Annotated in this window: 15 protein-coding genes; 12 read left to right on the top strand and 3 right to left on the bottom strand. The window is 66.2% G+C overall.

The features are described from left to right. The 12 genes from G3N92_RS06760 to G3N92_RS06705 all read left to right on the top strand — a co-directional run. Positions 1–944: FimV/HubP family polar landmark protein (locus G3N92_RS06760; RefSeq protein ID WP_277396138.1), on the top strand; the 944-nt coding region annotated here is incomplete at its 5' end. Then, on the top strand, positions 944–1774 hold the full coding sequence (gene truA, locus G3N92_RS06755) for a tRNA pseudouridine(38-40) synthase TruA (protein ID WP_206126684.1): 831 nt from the start codon (positions 944–946) through the stop codon (positions 1772–1774). The genes G3N92_RS06760 and truA, both read left to right, overlap by 1 nt. A gap of 72 nt (positions 1775–1846) precedes the next feature. Further along, entirely contained in the window at positions 1847–2530 is a 684-nt protein-coding gene (locus tag G3N92_RS06750; RefSeq protein WP_206126683.1) for a phosphoribosylanthranilate isomerase, read from the top strand. Positions 2531–2579: 49 nt separating this feature from the next. After that, a complete protein-coding gene (gene trpB / locus G3N92_RS06745) occupies positions 2580–3773 on the top strand; it encodes a tryptophan synthase subunit beta (RefSeq protein WP_206126682.1) in 1194 nt (397 codons plus the stop codon). A gap of 7 nt (positions 3774–3780) precedes the next feature. Further along, a complete protein-coding gene (locus tag G3N92_RS06740; protein WP_206126681.1) occupies positions 3781–4641 on the top strand; it encodes a site-specific DNA-methyltransferase in 861 nt (286 codons plus the stop codon). Between the two features lie 38 nt (positions 4642–4679). Further along, positions 4680–5492, top strand: coding sequence for a tryptophan synthase subunit alpha (gene trpA, locus G3N92_RS06735; RefSeq protein ID WP_206126687.1), 813 nt, complete (start codon positions 4680–4682; stop codon positions 5490–5492). Between the two features lie 109 nt (positions 5493–5601). After that, on the top strand, positions 5602–6474 hold the full coding sequence (gene accD, locus G3N92_RS06730) for an acetyl-CoA carboxylase, carboxyltransferase subunit beta (RefSeq protein ID WP_206126680.1): 873 nt from the start codon (positions 5602–5604) through the stop codon (positions 6472–6474). A 120-nt stretch (positions 6475–6594) separates the two neighbouring features. Next, positions 6595–7905, top strand: coding sequence for a bifunctional tetrahydrofolate synthase/dihydrofolate synthase (gene folC, locus G3N92_RS06725; protein ID WP_206126679.1), 1311 nt, complete (start codon positions 6595–6597; stop codon positions 7903–7905). Between the two features lie 23 nt (positions 7906–7928). Continuing rightward, a complete protein-coding gene (locus tag G3N92_RS06720; RefSeq protein WP_206126678.1) occupies positions 7929–8753 on the top strand; it encodes an SPOR domain-containing protein in 825 nt (274 codons plus the stop codon). Between the two features lie 7 nt (positions 8754–8760). Then, positions 8761–9255: a CvpA family protein gene (locus G3N92_RS06715; protein WP_206126677.1), complete on the top strand. Its 495-nt coding sequence runs from the start codon at positions 8761–8763 to the stop codon at positions 9253–9255. A 46-nt stretch (positions 9256–9301) separates the two neighbouring features. Next, a complete protein-coding gene (gene purF / locus G3N92_RS06710; protein WP_206126676.1) occupies positions 9302–10834 on the top strand; it encodes an amidophosphoribosyltransferase in 1533 nt (510 codons plus the stop codon). 255 nt (positions 10835–11089) lie between these two features. Next, positions 11090–12280, top strand: coding sequence for an O-succinylhomoserine sulfhydrylase (locus G3N92_RS06705; RefSeq protein ID WP_206126675.1), 1191 nt, complete (start codon positions 11090–11092; stop codon positions 12278–12280). Between the two features lie 72 nt (positions 12281–12352). On the opposite strand, the gene G3N92_RS06700 is transcribed toward G3N92_RS06705, so the two are convergent. Genes G3N92_RS06700 through G3N92_RS06690 form a run of 3 tightly spaced genes read right to left on the bottom strand, consistent with a single transcriptional unit; the run spans position 12353 to position 15460 of the window. Then, positions 12353–13354 carry an NAD-dependent epimerase/dehydratase family protein gene (locus G3N92_RS06700; RefSeq protein WP_206126674.1) on the bottom strand — a complete coding sequence of 334 codons (1002 nt, stop codon included), beginning with the start codon at positions 13352–13354 and terminating at the stop codon, positions 12353–12355. Continuing rightward, the gene (gmd, locus tag G3N92_RS06695; protein ID WP_206126673.1) at positions 13341–14387 is read right to left on the bottom strand and encodes a GDP-mannose 4,6-dehydratase; all 1047 of its coding nucleotides are present in this window, start codon (positions 14385–14387) and stop codon (positions 13341–13343) included. The genes G3N92_RS06700 and gmd overlap by 14 nt, the downstream gene beginning before the upstream one ends. Continuing rightward, a complete protein-coding gene (locus tag G3N92_RS06690) occupies positions 14384–15460 on the bottom strand; it encodes an acyltransferase (RefSeq protein ID WP_206126672.1) in 1077 nt (358 codons plus the stop codon). The genes gmd and G3N92_RS06690 overlap by 4 nt, the downstream gene beginning before the upstream one ends. Positions 15461–15936 lie beyond the last annotated feature (476 nt).

Raw genomic sequence — 15936 nt, 5'->3', positions numbered from 1 at the left:
TCGCCGCCGAGGCGGTCGAGCGTCAACCGAGCGTGGCGCCGCCGGTGCCTGCCGAGTCACTGGCGGCAACGCACGACGCGCAGCCTGAACCGGCCCATCGCGAGGCGCCGGCTGAAGAACCCGCGCCCCCGGGCGCAGCCATCGCGCTGTCCGACTCGCTACCGCCGCCCCCGGCGGCCGAACCCGCAGCACCGGCGGCCGAGGCGGCCGCCCACGACACCACACCCGACGCGATCGCACCGCAGTCGAGCCAACCCGATTACGGGATCGCGCCCGCGCCGCTCGAGGCTGCGCCGGTCGTGCCCGTCGATCTCACCACCTTGACCGAATTGAACGAATTGACCAGTAGCGCCTCGTCCGGCGTGCCCGCGCACGAATTTCCGGCCGATGCGATTTCCGCGCTCGACAGCCTCGACATGCCCCTGCCGCCGCGTGCGGGCGTGCCGGGCGCGGCCTTCGATTTCACGCCGCATAACGCAACTAACAGTCTATCCACGTCGACCCTCCCGGCATTCGGCCGCGATGTGCCGGCGTCGCCGGTGGTATCGCAGCCGGCAGGGCAGGCAGGCAGCGAACCGCCTCGAATCGATTTGGGGCCTGATCATCTCGACGATGAGATCCCGCTCGACGACGAAGCCGCCGCCCCGGCGCCCGGCAATCGTGCGCCGGCCGGCTTCGGATCGCTCGGCGCCGCGCAGTTCGGCGCGCTGAATCTCGACTTCGATCTGGATCTGCCGGTGGGCCCGAGCGCGTCGATTCCGCCGCCGAGTGACGCCGCGCTCGATCGCATCGCGCACAACAAGCTCGAACTGGCCGCCGAATATGTCGAGCTCGGCGATCTGAACGGCGCGCGCGCGCTGCTCGGCGAAGTGATCGACGCCAACCGCCCGGGCACGCAAGAGGCAGCGCGCGCCATGCTGGCCAAGCTTGCCGACGCCACGTAATGCGAATCGCACTGGGCATTCAGTACGACGGCGCGGCGTTCTGCGGCTGGCAATCCCAGCCGCACCGCAACACCGTGCAGGACACGCTGGAGCAGGCGCTGAAGGCATTTGCGCTGGTGCCGCTGCAGACCGTGGTGGCGGGGCGAACCGATACCGGCGTGCATGGCCTCGGCCAGGTCGTCCATTTCGATACGGCGCTTTCGCGCGCCGATTTCTCGTGGGTGCGCGGCACCAACGCCTTCCTGCCGCCGACGGTGGCCGTGCAGTGGGCCAAGCCGATGCCGGACACGTTCCACGCGCGTTTCGCCGCGTTCGAGCGCACCTATTACTACGCGCTCTACGTGCACGCGTTCCGCTCGCCGATGCTGAATGCGCGCGCCGGCTGGATCCACACGCCGCTCGATGTCGACGCGATGCGCGAAGCCGCGCAGCACCTGATCGGCGAGAACGACTTTTCGTCGTTCCGCTCGTCGGAATGCCAGTCGAAAACGCCGGTCAAGCATCTGTACCAGATCGACATCCGGCCGTCGGGCAGCTTCATCCATTTCCGGTTTCGCGCCAACGCGTTCCTCCATCACATGGTGCGCAACCTGATGGGGTGCCTCGTGGCGGTGGGGCGCGGCCGATATCCGTCCGACTGGATGGCCGAGGTGCTCGCCGCGCGCAATCGCGACCGCGCCGCCCCCACTTTCATGCCGGACGGCCTGTATCTCGCGCATGTCGGCTATCCTGACGAATTCGCGGTGCCGCCGGCGCAGCTCGGCAGCGTGCCCTGGAGCACGGTCTGGGCCGATCTCGACGCGCCGCCGGGCGTACCCGCCGGTGCCTGATCTCCGCACCGCGCTCACGCGCCCGATCCCAGCCGTAACCGAATCCGCCGTACCGTTGCAGGACGCACCACGATGACCGCCACGCCGCTTTCCACCGCCCCCCAGGCCCGTACCCGCATCAAGCTGTGCGGGCTGTCCCGTCCCGCCGATGTCGATCACGCCGTCGCGCTCGGCGCCGATGCGGTCGGCTTCGTGTTCTACCCGAAAAGCCCGCGTGCGGTCACGATCGAACAGGCGGCCGAACTGGTGCGGCGCGTTCCGCCGTTCGTGTCGGCGGTCGGCCTGTTCGTCAACGCGACGGCCGACGAGCTCGCGCGCGTGCTCGACGCGGTGCCGCTCACCATGCTGCAGTTCCACGGCGACGAAACCCCGGCGCAGTGCATCGAGCTGGCCCGCGTGGCGCGTTTGCCGTGGATGCGGGCGTTGCGCGTTGGCATCTCGACGCAGCGCGCCGATTTGGTAGAATCGGCACTTCACTATTCGACAGCCTGCGGCTTGTTGTTCGACACCCATGTGCCGGACTACGGCGGCAGCGGCAAGGTCTTCGATTGGTCTCTTATTTCCGCAGAGCTCGCGCGTCGGGCCGTTTTGAGTGGTGGCTTGAACGCGCAAAACGTCGGTGATGCGATACGCCAGATCCGCCCGTACGCGGTCGATGTCTCCAGTGGCATCGAAGTACCGGGCGAGAAGGGCGTGAAGGATCACGCCCGTATGGCGGCGTTCGTGAGCGCAGTGCGCGACGCGGACGCCCGGTGAGCTGAATGCCGGCGCGGCGCCTGCCGCGTCGTCCGATAGAGAGACAAGCATGTACAACCTTCCTGATGATCGCGGCCATTTCGGCCCGTATGGCGGCGTGTTCGTCGCCGAAACGCTGATTCACGCCCTCGACGAGCTGCGCGTCGCCTACGAGCGCTACCAGGCCGACCCCGAATTCGTCGCCGAATACAATCGCGAACTGAAGCACTTCGTCGGCCGTCCGTCGCCGATCTACCACGCACAACGCTGGACCGACATGCTCGGCGGCGCGCAGCTTTACCTGAAGCGCGAAGACCTGAACCACACGGGCGCGCACAAGGTGAACAACGTGATCGGCCAGGCGCTGCTCGCGCGCCGGATGGGCAAGAAGCGCGTGATCGCCGAAACCGGCGCGGGCCAGCACGGCGTGGCCACGGCCACCATCTGCGCGCGCTTCGGCATGGAGTGCGTGGTCTACATGGGCGCGGAAGACGTGCGCCGCCAGGCCGCCAACGTCTACCGCATGAAGCTGCTCGGCGCGACCGTGGTGCCCGTGGAATCGGGCTCGCGCACGCTGAAGGACGCGCTCAACGAAGCCATGCGCGACTGGGTCACGAACATCGAATCGACGTTCTACATCATCGGCACGGTGGCCGGCCCGCACCCGTACCCGATGATGGTGCGCGATTTCCAGCGCGTGATCGGCGACGAGTGCAAGGTGCAGATGCCCGAAATGACGGGCCGTCAGCCCGACGCCGTGATCGCCTGCGTGGGCGGCGGTTCGAACGCGATGGGCATCTTCTATCCGTATATCGACGACGCCTCGGTGCAGTTGATCGGCGTCGAAGCGGCCGGCGACGGCCTCGACAGCGGCCGTCACGCGGCGTCGCTGACGGGCGGCAGCCCCGGCGTGCTGCACGGCAACCGCACCTACCTGCTGCAGGATGCCGACGGCCAGATCATCGAGACGCATTCGGTGTCGGCGGGCCTCGACTACCCGGGCGTCGGCCCCGAGCACGCCTGGCTCAAGGACAGCGGCCGCGCGCAGTACGTGCCGATCACCGACGAGGAAGCGCTGAAGGCGTTCCACGACTGCTGCCGGATCGAGGGCATCATCCCGGCGCTCGAGTCGAGCCACGCGATCGCCTACGGCGCGAAGCTGGCCGCCACGTTGCCGAAGGACAAGATCCTGCTCGTCAACCTGTCGGGCCGCGGCGACAAGGACATGCATACCGTCGCCGAGCGCGGCGGCATCGTGCTCTGACGCCCGCATGCGCGACCTGATCGAGGCGCCGGGCGGCGGCGCGGCAAGCGAAAGCGGGGCGGCTTCGGCCGCCGCGCCCGCCCATGCGTTGCCGCCCGGCTTCGACCTGCATCACCGCGATTTCCTGATGGATGCGGCGAACCTGCCGGATGCGTCGATCGACCTGATCGTCGCCGATCCGCCCTACGGGCTCGGCAAGGACTACGGCAACGACTCGGACAAGCTGCAGGGCGACGCGCATCTCGCGTGGACGCGCCAGTGGCTCGATCTGGCGATTCCGAAGCTCAAGCCGAGCGGTTCGCTCTACGTGTTCTGCACCTGGCAATACGCGCCGGAAATCTTCAGCTATTTGAAGACGCGTCTCACGATGATCAACGAGATCATCTGGGACCGGCGCGTGCCGAGCATGGGCGGCACCACGCGCCGCTACACGTCGGTGCACGACAACATCGGGTTTTTCGCGGTATCGAAGGGCTATTACTTCGATCTCGATCCGGTTCGCATTCCCTACGATGCCGAAACGAAGAAGGCCCGTTCGCGCAAGTTGTTCGAAGGCAGCAAGTGGCTCGAGATGGGCTACAACCCGAAGGACGTCTGGTCGATTTCGCGCCTGCACCGGCAGCACGCCGAGCGCGTCGACCATCCGACCCAGAAGCCGCTCGAGATGGTCGAGCGGATGGTGCTGTCGAGCTGCCCGCCGGGCGGCCTCGTGCTCGACCCGTTCATGGGCAGCGGCACGACGGCCGTGGCGTGTGCGCGACACGGACGCCGCTTCGTCGGCTACGAGATCAATGAAAGCTATTGCGCGATCGCGCGCGAGCGCGTGAACGTGCTCGCCGCGCCGGCGGCCGAACCAGTCGACGACTGACGCCCGCCGATCGCGACCGAATCCAGGAAAGTGACACCATGTCCCGTATCCAGAAAACTTTCGCATCACTCGCCGCCCAGGGCCGCAAGGGCCTGATTCCGTTCCTGACGGCCGGCGATCCGGACCCGGCGAAAACCGTCGAATTCATGCACGCGCTGGCCGAAGGCGGTGCCGACGTGATCGAGCTCGGCGTGCCGTTCTCGGATCCGATGGCCGACGGCCCGGTGATCCAGCGCTCGTCGGAGCGCGCGCTCGCGCGCGGCGTCACGCTCAAGCACGTGCTCGACGACGTCAAGCGCTTCCGCGAACGCGACGACGCCACGCCCGTCGTGCTGATGGGCTATGCCAATCCGATCGAGCGCATGGGCGCGCAGGCCTTCGCCGAAGCCGCCAGCGCGGCCGGCGTGGACGGCGTGCTGGTGGTGGACTATCCGCCGGAGGAGGCGGAGGAATTCGCCGCCACGATGCGCGCTTCCGGTATCGACCCTATTTTTCTGCTGGCACCCACCTCCACCGAGGAGCGCATGGCGCAAGTCGGGCGGATTGCGAGCGGCTACGTCTATTACGTGTCGCTGAAAGGGGTGACCGGCGCCGGAAATCTGGATGTTTCCAGCATTGCGGGTAAAATCCCGGCCATCAAGTCGCGCGTACCGGTTCCGGTCGGCGTCGGCTTCGGCATTCGCGACGCCGCCACGGCGCGTGCGGTGGCCGAAGTGTCCGATGCGGTCGTGATCGGCAGCCGCCTCGTGCAACTGCTCGAGGAAGCCGCGCCGGAAGCCGCCGTGGGCACGCTGAAGGCATTCATCGCCGAGGTGCGCGCCGCGCTGGACGGCGGGGCCAAGGCCGCGTAAGAAGGGCCGCCGGGGTTGCCGTAGCGCCGCCCCGGCCGTCACGCGCATCATCAGAAACACCGAATACGAGCCGGATCGATCCGGCCCGTTCTGAACAGGGAAACCACACATGAGCTGGCTCGACAAGCTGTTGCCGCCGAAGATCAAGCAGACCGACCCCAAGAGCCGCAAGGGCATCCCCGAGGGGCTGTGGGTCAAGTGCCCGTCTTGCGAGGCCGTGCTGTACCGCTCCGACGTCGAGGCCAATCTGCATGTGTGCCCGAAGTGCGATCACCACATGCGGATCGGCGCGCGCGAGCGCCTCGATGCGCTGCTCGATCCGGAAGGCCGCTATGAAATCGGTCAGGAAATCGTGCCGGTCGATACGCTGAAGTTCAAGGACAGCCGCAAGTATCCCGATCGCCTGAAGGAAGCGATGGAGGAAACCGGCGAAACCGACGCGATGGTGGTGATGGGCGGCGCGATCCGCACGCTGCCGGTGGTCGCGGCCTGTTTCGAATTCTCGTTCATGGGCGGTTCGATGGGTTCGGTGGTCGGCGAGCGCTTCGCGCGCGGCGCGCAGAACGCACTCGAACAACACGTGCCGTTCATCTGCGTGACGGCCTCGGGCGGCGCGCGGATGCAGGAAAGCCTGCTGTCGCTGATGCAGATGGCCAAGACCACCGCCATGCTGACCAAGCTGTCGGAAGCCAAGCTGCCGTTCATCTCGGTGTTGACCGATCCGACCATGGGCGGCGTGTCCGCCAGCTTCGCGTTCCTCGGCGACGTGGTGATCGCCGAACCGAAGGCGCTGATCGGCTTCGCTGGCCCGCGCGTGATCGAGCAGACGGTGCGCGAGAAGCTGCCGGAAGGCTTCCAGCGCTCGGAATTCCTGTTGAAGGCCGGCGCCATCGACATGATCGTCGACCGCCGCAACATGCGCGACGAAATCGCACAACTGCTCGCGCTGCTGCAGCGCCAGCCGGCCGACGCGCTCGCGTAAGCGCCGCGCGGCATCCGCCGACGCGTCGTCCGGCCCGGCCGGGCGGCGCGTTTTTCGTTTTTCGGCGCGGTGCGCCGATTCGCACTTTTCCCGCTTCTTTTCCGGTTTGCAGTCGCACAGATGAGCACATTTCCCACTCTCGACGCGTGGCTTTCGCATCTCGAATCCGCGCATCCGGTCGGCATCGACATGGGCCTCGCCCGCATCGGCCAGGTCAAGGACGCCCTCGGGCTGTCGTTCTCGTGCCCGGTGATCACGGTCGGCGGCACCAACGGCAAGGGCTCGACCTGCGCGTTTCTCGAGACGATCCTGCTCAAGGCCGGCTATCGCGTCGGTTGCCACACGTCGCCGCACCTGATCGCCTTCAACGAGCGCGCGCGAATCGGTGGCGAGAATGTGCCGGACGATGTGCTGCTGCCGCATTTCGAGGCGGTCGAGGCGGCGCGGCTGAGCCTGGCGCAGCCGGTCACGCTCACGTATTTCGAATTCACGACGCTGGTGATCCTGCGCCTGTTCGCCGAAAGCGGGCTCGACGCGGTGATCCTGGAAGTGGGGTTGGGCGGCCGGCTCGACGCCATGAACATCCTCGACGCCGATTGCGCGATCGTCACCAGCATCGACATCGATCACACCGAATACCTCGGCGATACCCGCGAGAAGATCGCGTTCGAGAAGGCCGGCATCTTCCGCGCCGATACGCCGGCGATCTGCGGCGATCCGTCGCCCCCCCAGACGCTGATCGATCACGCCAACGCGATCGGCGCCGATCTGTGGCTGGTCGGGCGCGATTTCCGCTATGAAGCGCAGGCCGGCAACGAGCGCCAGCAGTGGAGCTATCTCGGCCGCGACAAGCGCTATCCCGCGCTTGCCTATCCGGCGCTGCGCGGCGCGAACCAGTTGATCAACGCCTCGGCCGCGCTGGCCGCGCTCGAATCGCTGCGCTCGCGTCTGCCGGTGTCGGCGCAGGACATCCGCCTCGGCCTGGCGAACGTCGAGCTGGCGGGGCGCTTTCAGGTACTGCCGGGCAAGCCCGCGATCGTGCTCGATGTTGCGCATAACCCGCACGCCTCGGCCGTTCTCGCGCAAAACCTCGGCAATATGGGTTTCTTTCCGTACACTTACGCGGTGTTCGGCGCGATGCGCGACAAGGACATCGCCGGCGTGCTCAAGCAGTTGAAGGGCGAGATCGATCACTGGTGCGTGACCGATCTGCCGCTGCCGCGTGCGGCCACGGCCGCATCGCTCGAAGCGTCGCTGCGCGAAGCCGGTGTCGAAAACGGCCCCGACAGCAGTGTCACGCACTACGCAACGCCCGCGGACGCTTTTCGAGATGCCCTGAAACGGGCCTCGGAGAATGATAGAATCGTGGTCTTCGGTAGTTTTTATACGGTGGCGGGCGTCATGGCCTACCGTAAATCGCAGCAACACTGACGGGCAGTTCGGATCAGCCATACATGGGAATCTTCTCGTTCGGCAAAAAGAAAGACGACGACGCGCCGCCCCGGCGCGGGTCGAGATCCGGCTCCACACGGGCCGCTCGCGGAGAACGCACCGAGCGGCGCACGCGTCGCGCGGAGCGCCCTGAATCGGACGCGCTGCTGCTCGACCCGACCCTCCCCGAGAAACAACGTGCGCGCCGGCGTCTGGTTGGCGCGATCGCGCTCGTGGTCGCCGCCGTGATCGTGCTGCCGATGGTGCTCGATGCGCACCCGAAGCCGGTCACGAGCGACATCGCCATCGATATCCCGAACAAGCCGGCGCAGGCGGCCCCGGCCCGCAACGACGATCCCGTCGATACGCAGGCCGGCGTCGCGCACGACGCGCCGCCGGGCGCCACCGACGACACGCAGACGGCGCAGGCCGCCGACGCGGCCAGCACCGGCGCCAAGGCAACGCCGCCGGCCGCGCCCGCCGCGAAACCGCAGCAACAGGCGGCCGCCAAGCCGGCACCCGCGGCGAAGCCGCCGGTCGCACAGGCCAAGCCCGCCGTCGAACCGCCATCCCAGGACGATGCCGAGCAGGCCGCGGCCGCGAACGGCGCCTCGCCGTCTTCGCCGGCCGGCGCGCGCTTTGCGGTGCAGTTGGGGTCGTTCACGAATGAAGCCACGGCCCGCGGCTGGGCCGCCAAGTTGAAATCGGCGGGCGTGCCCGCATATGTCGAACGTCGCAAGCAGGCCGATGGCAGCGTCGCTACCCTGCTGCGAGCAGGCCCGTTCGCCGATCGCGCAGCGGCATCGGCCGCCATCGCGAAGGTGCGCGATGCCGGCCTGACCCAGTAAGGCGGCGATGTTCACAGTATTCGATTACGCCGTGATGGCGGTGATTCTGCTGTCGGCGTTGCGCGGTGCGTGGCGCGGCTTCGTGTCCGAGGTGTTCGGGCTGATCGGCTGGATCGCGGCGTTCATCATCGCGTGCCGTTATGTCGGCGTGGTGCTGCCGTATATCCCGTCCAACTGGCCGGGCGGCGCGCTGACCCAGTGGGTCGTCGCGTTCGGCGGGCTCGTGATCGGCGTGGTGCTGGTGGCGGGCGTGGCGAATGCGCTGCTCTCGCGGCTGGCGCAGGCCACCGGCCTCGGCGGCGTGGATCGCTCGCTCGGGCTGCTGTTCGGGCTGATGCGCGGCGTGCTGCTGGTGTTGGCGCTGGTGGCGGCAGCCGGGCTGACCGATCTGCCGAAACAGGATTTCTGGCGCAACGCGCTGTTGCGTCCCCTCGCCGTGCAAGGCGTGCATGAGCTGAAGCCGTACTTGCCCGACGGGCTGGCTGCGTATATCCATATTTGAGTACGCAGCAGCCGAAACCGTTTTTGTATCCTTGAAGGACCATGCCATGTGCGGCATCGTAGGCGTTATCTCTCATTCCCCGGTCAATCAGCTCATCTATGACAGCCTGCTGCTGCTGCAGCATCGCGGTCAGGACGCAGCCGGTATCGTGACCGCGGACGGCAGCAACTTCCATATGTACAAGGCCAACGGCATGGTGCGCGACGTGTTCCGCACGCGCAACATGCGCAGCCTGCCGGGTACCAGCGGCATCGGCCAGGTGCGTTACCCGACGGCCGGTTCGGCGTCGAGCGAAGCCGAGGCGCAGCCGTTCTACGTCAACGCGCCGTTCGGCATCGTGCTCGCGCACAACGGCAACCTGACGAACATGGAACAGCTCAAGGACGAGATGTTCCGCATCGATCGCCGCCACATCAACACGAATTCGGACAGCGAAGTGCTGCTGAACGTGTTCGCGCACGAATTGCAACTGGCGACCACCGGCCTCGAGCTCGATCCGGCCGCGGTGTTCAAGGCCGTGTCGGGCGTGCACCGCCGCGCGCAAGGCTCGTACGCGATCGTTTCGCAGATCGCCGGCCACGGCATGGTGGCGTTCCGCGACCCGTTCGGCATCCGCCCGCTGTGCATCGGCAAGCTCGAAACCGAGCAGGGCGTCGAATGGATCGTGGCGTCGGAATCGGTGGCGGTCGAAGGCATCGGCTTCGAGTTCGTGCGCGACGTCGCGCCGGGCGAGGCGATCTTCATCAGCAACGACGGCGGCTTCCACAGCCAGCAGTGCGCGGAAAATCCGAGCCTGAATCCCTGCATGTTCGAGTGGGTCTACCTCGCGCGCCCGGATTCGTGCCTCGACGGCGTGCCGGTCTACAACGTGCGCCTGCGCATGGGCGATTACCTCGCCGAGAAGATCAAGCGCGAACTGAAGGACGTGCCGATCGACGTCGTGATGCCGATTCCCGATTCGTCGCGGCCCGCCGCGATGCAGGTGGCGGCCAAGCTGGGCGTGGAATATCGCGAAGGCTTCTTCAAGAACCGCTATGTCGGCCGCACCTTCATCATGCCGGGCCAGGCCGTGCGCAAGAAGTCGGTGCGCCAGAAGCTCAATGCGATGAGCATCGAGTTCAAGGACAAGCACGTGCTGATCGTCGACGATTCGATCGTGCGCGGCACCACCTCGCACGAGATCGTGCAGATGGCGCGCGATTCCGGCGCGAAATCGGTGATCTTCGCGTCGGCCGCGCCGCCCGTGAAATTCCCGAACGTGTACGGCATCGACATGCCCACGCGCAACGAACTGGTCGCGCATGGCCGCACCGACGAAGAAGTGGCGAAGATGATCGGCGCCGATTACCTGATCTATCAGGACGTCGACGATCTGCGCCGCGCGGTGCGCGACATCAACCCGGAGCTCAAGAGCTTCGAGGCCTCGTGCTTCGACGGCAACTACATCACCGGCAGCATCACGCCGGCTTACCTCGATGCGCTCGAACGCGCGCGTCTCGCACCGGCCTCGCAACTGGACCGCGACCAGAACGGCGAAGCCGAGCGTTCGCAGATGGCGTTGCAACTGTCGGTCGAATGAGGCCCGGGGCGCATCGTTCCGAACGCGCGTGTTACGATGTGCCCTGCGTCGATTTGATATCAGCTTGCGGACGCGGGGCGATGCCCCGAAACAGCTAAAGCGGAGGCCGGGCGTGCGATGCCGGCCCGAGTCGAACGCTGTTGACCGCACTACCTGAAGCCCGCCGATGCTTGCGCCTCGCGGGCTTTTTCGTTGGCTTTTCGCCAAGAGCGGCGCGCCTGCGGCGCGGCGCGCATGAAACCGGATGACCGAACCATGGACGATTCCTTTAGCCTCGATACGCTCGCCGTCCGCGCGGGCACGCTGCGCAGCGAATACAACGAACATTCCGAAGCGCTGTTCCTGACCTCGAGCTTTTGCTTCACGAGCGCGCAGGATGCCGCGACGCGCTTCGCGAATTCCGAGGACAACTACACGTATTCGCGCTTCACGAACCCCACCGTCACGATGTTCCAGGATCGCCTCGCGGCGCTGGAAGGCGGCGAGGCCTGCATCGCGACGGCCTCGGGGATGGCGGCGATCATGTCGGTCGTGATGTCGGCGCTGCAGGCGGGCGATCATCTGGTCAGCTCGCGCAGCCTGTTCGGCTCGACGCTTGGCATGTTCTCGCAGATCTTCAGCAAGTTCGGCATCACCACCACGTTCGTCGATCCGACCGATCTGAACGCGTGGCGCGAGGCCGTGCGGCCCGAAACGAAGATGTTCTTCCTCGAAACGCCGTCGAACCCGCTGACCGAAATCGCCGATATCGAAGCGATCTCGGCGATCGCGAAATCGGCCAAGGCGCTGTTCGTGGTCGACAACTGTTTCTGCAGCCCGGCGCTGCAGCAGCCGCTCAAGCTCGGCGCGGACGTGGTGATGCACTCGGCCACCAAGTTCCTCGACGGCCAGGGCCGTGTGCTGGGCGGCGCGCTGGTCGGCTCGAAGGCATTCATCACGGGCAAGGTGTTCCCGTTCGTGCGCAGCGCCGGCCCGACGCTGTCGGCGTTCAACGCGTGGGTGCTGCTCAAGGGCATGGAAACGCTGTCGCTGCGCGTCGAACGCCAGTCGGCCAGCGCGCTCGAGATCGCCCGCTGGCTCGAACAGCATCCGGCCGTCAATCGCGTGTTCTATCCGGGCCTCGAATCGCATCCGCAGCACGCGATCGCCAAGCGCCAGCAGAAGGCGGGCGGGGCGGTGGTGTCGTTCGAGCTGAAGGGCGACACGCCCGAGGTGCAGCGCGCGAACGCCTGGCGCGTGATCGACAACACGAAGATCGTGTCGATCACGGCCAACCTCGGCGATACGCGCACCACCATCACGCATCCGGCCACCACCACGCATTCGCGCATCACGCCCGAAGCGCGGGCCGCGGCCGGCATCAGCGAAGGGCTGCTGCGGGTGGCGGTGGGGCTGGAAGGGGTGGACGACCTGCGCAACGATCTGGCGCGCGGGTTGGGGCAGTAAAGCTTGAATGCGGAGGGCCGGCTTGGCCGGCCCTCCGGTTAATTGTTTCGCGGCGCCGCCATCGATTGCGATTCAGCGGGCCGCCATGCGCTGGTGGAAGCCACCGGCCTGAGAAACCATATCCCCCGGCGACGGGCGCCGCTTGAGCGCATCGAGCATCCAGCGCAAGGTATCGTCGAGCGACGTCACCGGCAACTCGCCCAGGCGAGCGCGCAGCTTTTCCCGCGACCCCACCAGTTTTTTCACCTCGTTGCCACGCACGAAGCGCGGATCGATCGCCACGTCGATTGCGTAGCCGGCCATGCGCGACAGCATCGCGATCACTTCCTTCAGCGAATAGGCGTGTTCGGAACAGACGTTGAACGTTTCACCGACCGGCGCCGCATCGATCAATCGCACATAGGCGGCCGCCACGTCGCGAACGTCCGAGAAATCCCGGCTGACCTCCAGATTGCCGAGCGAGATGCGCGGCTCCCGATTCGCGTAGTGCGTGACGAGCTTCGGCAGCAGATAGGTATCGAGCTGCCCGACGCCGGTGTAGTTGAACGGACGCGCGATCACGATCGGCAATTTGTCGTACCACTGACGAACCGCGTGCTCCATGGCGAGCTTGCTGACCGCGTAATCGTTTGCGGGCTGAGGCGGGACGCTTTCGTCCAATGATTCCACCTCGGCGTTGCCGTAGACATTCGCGCTGCTCGCCAGCAGCACGCAACGCGGGGCCGTGTTGGTGTCGACCAGCGCTGTCAGCAGATTGCGCGTGCCGACCACGTTGACGAGGTAAAGATCGCGAGGATCGTTGTTGGCGACGTGCGCGCATGCGGCCAAGTGCACGACGGCATCCGGGCGCGACTGCTCGACTGCCGTGCGAAGCGAAGCGATGTCGAGCAGGTCGGCTTCGACCACCTTGCGACTTCCGATCTGTGCGCGCCGCCGCGCCGTGGTGCCGGGGGCAATCGTGCCCCACACCTCGTAGCCGGCGGCTTCGAGGCTTTGCGCGACGTAGCGGCCGGTGAATCCGGCGAGGCCCGTAACGAGTGCGCGACGTGCGCGCGGCAGATCAGAAGGTTTCATGATGAAGATTCCGCGTGAGATCCGCTTCAACCATCATAGTGCACAGTTGTTCCAGCGTTGTGTGCGGCTGCCAACCAAGTTTTTCCTTTGCCTTGTCTGCGCATCCGATCAGAAGGTCGACTTCCGCCGGCCGGTGGAAGCGCGGGTTGATCGCAACGAGCACGTTTCCGGTTGCTGCGTCGATGCCCCGTTCGTGCTCGTTCTTGCCGCTCCATTCGATCTGAATGCCGGCGGCCGCGAACGCCATGCGCGCAAAGTCCCGCACCGTCTCGGTGCGGTGGGTGGCGAGCACGAAGGTATCGGGTTCGTCGGCCTGCAGCATGAGGCGCATGCCGTCGACGTATTCCAATGCGAAGCCCCAGTCGCGCTTGGCGTCGAGATTGCCGAGCTCGAGGCGGGTGGCCTTGCCGAGCTTGATCTTGGCGACGGTGTCGGTGATCTTGCGCGTGACGAACTCGCGGCCGCGCAGCGGCGATTCATGGTTGAACAGGATACCGCTCGATGCGAACAAACCGTACGACTCCCGGTAATTCACCGTCATCCAGTGCGCGTAAAGCTTGGCGACGCCGTACGGGCTGCGCGGATAGAACGGCGTCGATTCGATTTGCGGAATCGCCTGCACCTTACCGAACATTTCCGACGTCGACGCTTGGTAGAAGCGCGTGCGCGGGCTGACCACGCGCAACGCCTCGAGCAGGTTCAGGGCGCCGATGCCGGTCACGCTGGCCGTGGTGGCGGGTTGATCGAACGACACGCCGACGAAGCTTTGCGCGGCGAGATTATAGAGTTCGTCGGGCTGGACGCGCTCGATCAGGCGCAGGCTCGATCCGAGATCCGTGAGGTCGTGCTCGACCAGCGACAGGTTGGGATGGTCGGCCACGCCAAGCTCGGCGATGCGCCAGAAATTGACCGAACTCGTGCGCCGGTAGGTGCCGGTGACCTCGTAGCCGGCGTCGAGCAGGAGTTTCGTCAGATAGGCGCCGTCTTGCCCGGTGATGCCGGTGATGATCGCCTTCTTGCGTGCTGAACTCATAACGGATTCCTGAGGGAGCGAGTGGAGGATTGGGGCAGTGCCTGCACGGACGGCGCAGGCCCGCGCGTGAGCCGGCGTTCGAACGCGAACCAGGTGAAGCTGGCGTAGGCGAGCGTGATCGCCAGCGCGACGACGGCGGTCGCGTAGCGATTCAGATGCCATGGCCAGAGCGCATATAACACGCTCAGGTGTACGAGATAAATCGTGTAGCTGATGGTGCCGACATAGACGAGCGCCGGGTTCGTCAGCACGCGCTGCACGATGCCGCGGCCGCGCAGCGCAATCACGACGATCGAGGTGCAGAGCACGAGCGAGATGCTGTAGAGCGCGGCGTTCGACAACGGCGTGTTGGCGGCGCGGAAGCGCGGGTTCGACAGATGCAGCCAGGCGAGCAGCGCGAGCGCCACGCAGGCGGCCGCCACGGCCAGGCCGGTGTACGGCTCCAGCGCACGCCGGTCGCGGCGCAGCAGCACCGCCAGCAGCGCGCCGGCGGCGAGCAGATCCATGCGGAACGGCGTCAGGTAATAGATCGGCCAGAACGAATCGAACCACGGCGTGGCCACGGCGCGCAGCAGCGGCGCGACGATCACCAGCGCGGCCGCGACCCAGGCCAGCGCGCGCTCGGGACAGAGCAGCACCACGAACGGCCAGAAGATATAAAACTGCTCTTCCACCGCGAGCGACCACAGCACGTTCAGGCTTTCGTGGCCGATGCTGCCGATCGACAGCCCGATATTGGTCGAGAAAAACGCATACCAAGGCCAGTGCGCGAGCCAACCCGCGCCGAACAGCAGCGTGGAGACGATCAGCAGCAGTACGTACGAAGGCAGGATGCGGCGCGCGCGGCGCACGTAGAAATGGCGGAACAGCGGCAGGCCGCGCGCCTTGCGGTCGAGCAGGATGCCGGTGATCAGCAGCCCGCTCAGCACGAAGAACAGATCGACGCCCATCCAGAGCGGCGCCTTGACCGCGTGTTGCAGGAACACGGCCATCACGGCGATCGCGCGCAGGCCGTCGAGCTGCACGATGCGGCTTGCGTGGCGGGGCGGTGCGGAGGGCGTGTCGAGCGTCATCGGGGCCTGTCGGGTTATGGCGCGCCGCGCATCATGACTGCGCGGCTTCGCCAGGTAAATTGGACGATTCCGAAAATCGAATTGCGGATGCCGCCTAGGTGGGGCGACGCAACCCGTCGATCCTGGAAGGATTCGTGTGGGATTCTAGGGAAAAGAAATCGATAAAAAATGGAGAGATAAAACGGAAACAGGGCTGGACGGTGGCGGCCCGTGGGGGTTTCAAGGGCGCCATCCCGCCATTGCCGTCGGTACAAGTTACGGCCGATCAAGCGCGATGTGCCTTGAATTTGCTGAAATTATTCCGATTGCTCGCGCGAATTCGCAACCACATGTAACGGTGCGCCGCGGAAAAGGATTCGGAATTTCTTGTGAATATTTTCGCTTGTAACCTGCGTCGCACCGTGCCGCCCGGGCCGGCCCGACGTTGCGCCGTATCGTGGTGCATTGCCGCGAGCCGCCTGGCTGGACACGGGCCG

The organism is Burkholderia sp. Ac-20379 (assembly GCF_017104645.1).
Lineage (GTDB): Bacteria > Pseudomonadota > Gammaproteobacteria > Burkholderiales > Burkholderiaceae > Burkholderia.
This window is presented reverse-complemented; position numbering and strand designations above follow the sequence as displayed.

Excerpts from the sequence above, each read along its gene's own strand:
- truA (WP_206126684.1), top strand. The coding sequence starts at position 944 with ATGCGAATCGCACTGGGCATTCAGTACGACGGCGCGGCGTTCTGCGGC.
- G3N92_RS06750 (WP_206126683.1), top strand. The coding sequence starts at position 1,847 with ATGACCGCCACGCCGCTTTCCACCGCCCCCCAGGCCCGTACCCGCATC.
- trpB (WP_206126682.1), top strand. The coding sequence starts at position 2,580 with ATGTACAACCTTCCTGATGATCGCGGCCATTTCGGCCCGTATGGCGGC.
- G3N92_RS06740 (WP_206126681.1), top strand. The coding sequence starts at position 3,781 with ATGCGCGACCTGATCGAGGCGCCGGGCGGCGGCGCGGCAAGCGAAAGC.
- trpA (WP_206126687.1), top strand. The coding sequence starts at position 4,680 with ATGTCCCGTATCCAGAAAACTTTCGCATCACTCGCCGCCCAGGGCCGC.
- accD (WP_206126680.1), top strand. The coding sequence starts at position 5,602 with ATGAGCTGGCTCGACAAGCTGTTGCCGCCGAAGATCAAGCAGACCGAC.
- folC (WP_206126679.1), top strand. The coding sequence starts at position 6,595 with ATGAGCACATTTCCCACTCTCGACGCGTGGCTTTCGCATCTCGAATCC.
- G3N92_RS06720 (WP_206126678.1), top strand. The coding sequence starts at position 7,929 with ATGGGAATCTTCTCGTTCGGCAAAAAGAAAGACGACGACGCGCCGCCC.
- G3N92_RS06715 (WP_206126677.1), top strand. The coding sequence starts at position 8,761 with ATGTTCACAGTATTCGATTACGCCGTGATGGCGGTGATTCTGCTGTCG.
- purF (WP_206126676.1), top strand. The coding sequence starts at position 9,302 with ATGTGCGGCATCGTAGGCGTTATCTCTCATTCCCCGGTCAATCAGCTC.
- G3N92_RS06705 (WP_206126675.1), top strand. The coding sequence starts at position 11,090 with ATGGACGATTCCTTTAGCCTCGATACGCTCGCCGTCCGCGCGGGCACG.
- G3N92_RS06700 (WP_206126674.1), bottom strand. The coding sequence starts at position 13,354 with ATGAAACCTTCTGATCTGCCGCGCGCACGTCGCGCACTCGTTACGGGC.
- gmd (WP_206126673.1), bottom strand. The coding sequence starts at position 14,387 with ATGAGTTCAGCACGCAAGAAGGCGATCATCACCGGCATCACCGGGCAA.
- G3N92_RS06690 (WP_206126672.1), bottom strand. The coding sequence starts at position 15,460 with ATGACGCTCGACACGCCCTCCGCACCGCCCCGCCACGCAAGCCGCATC.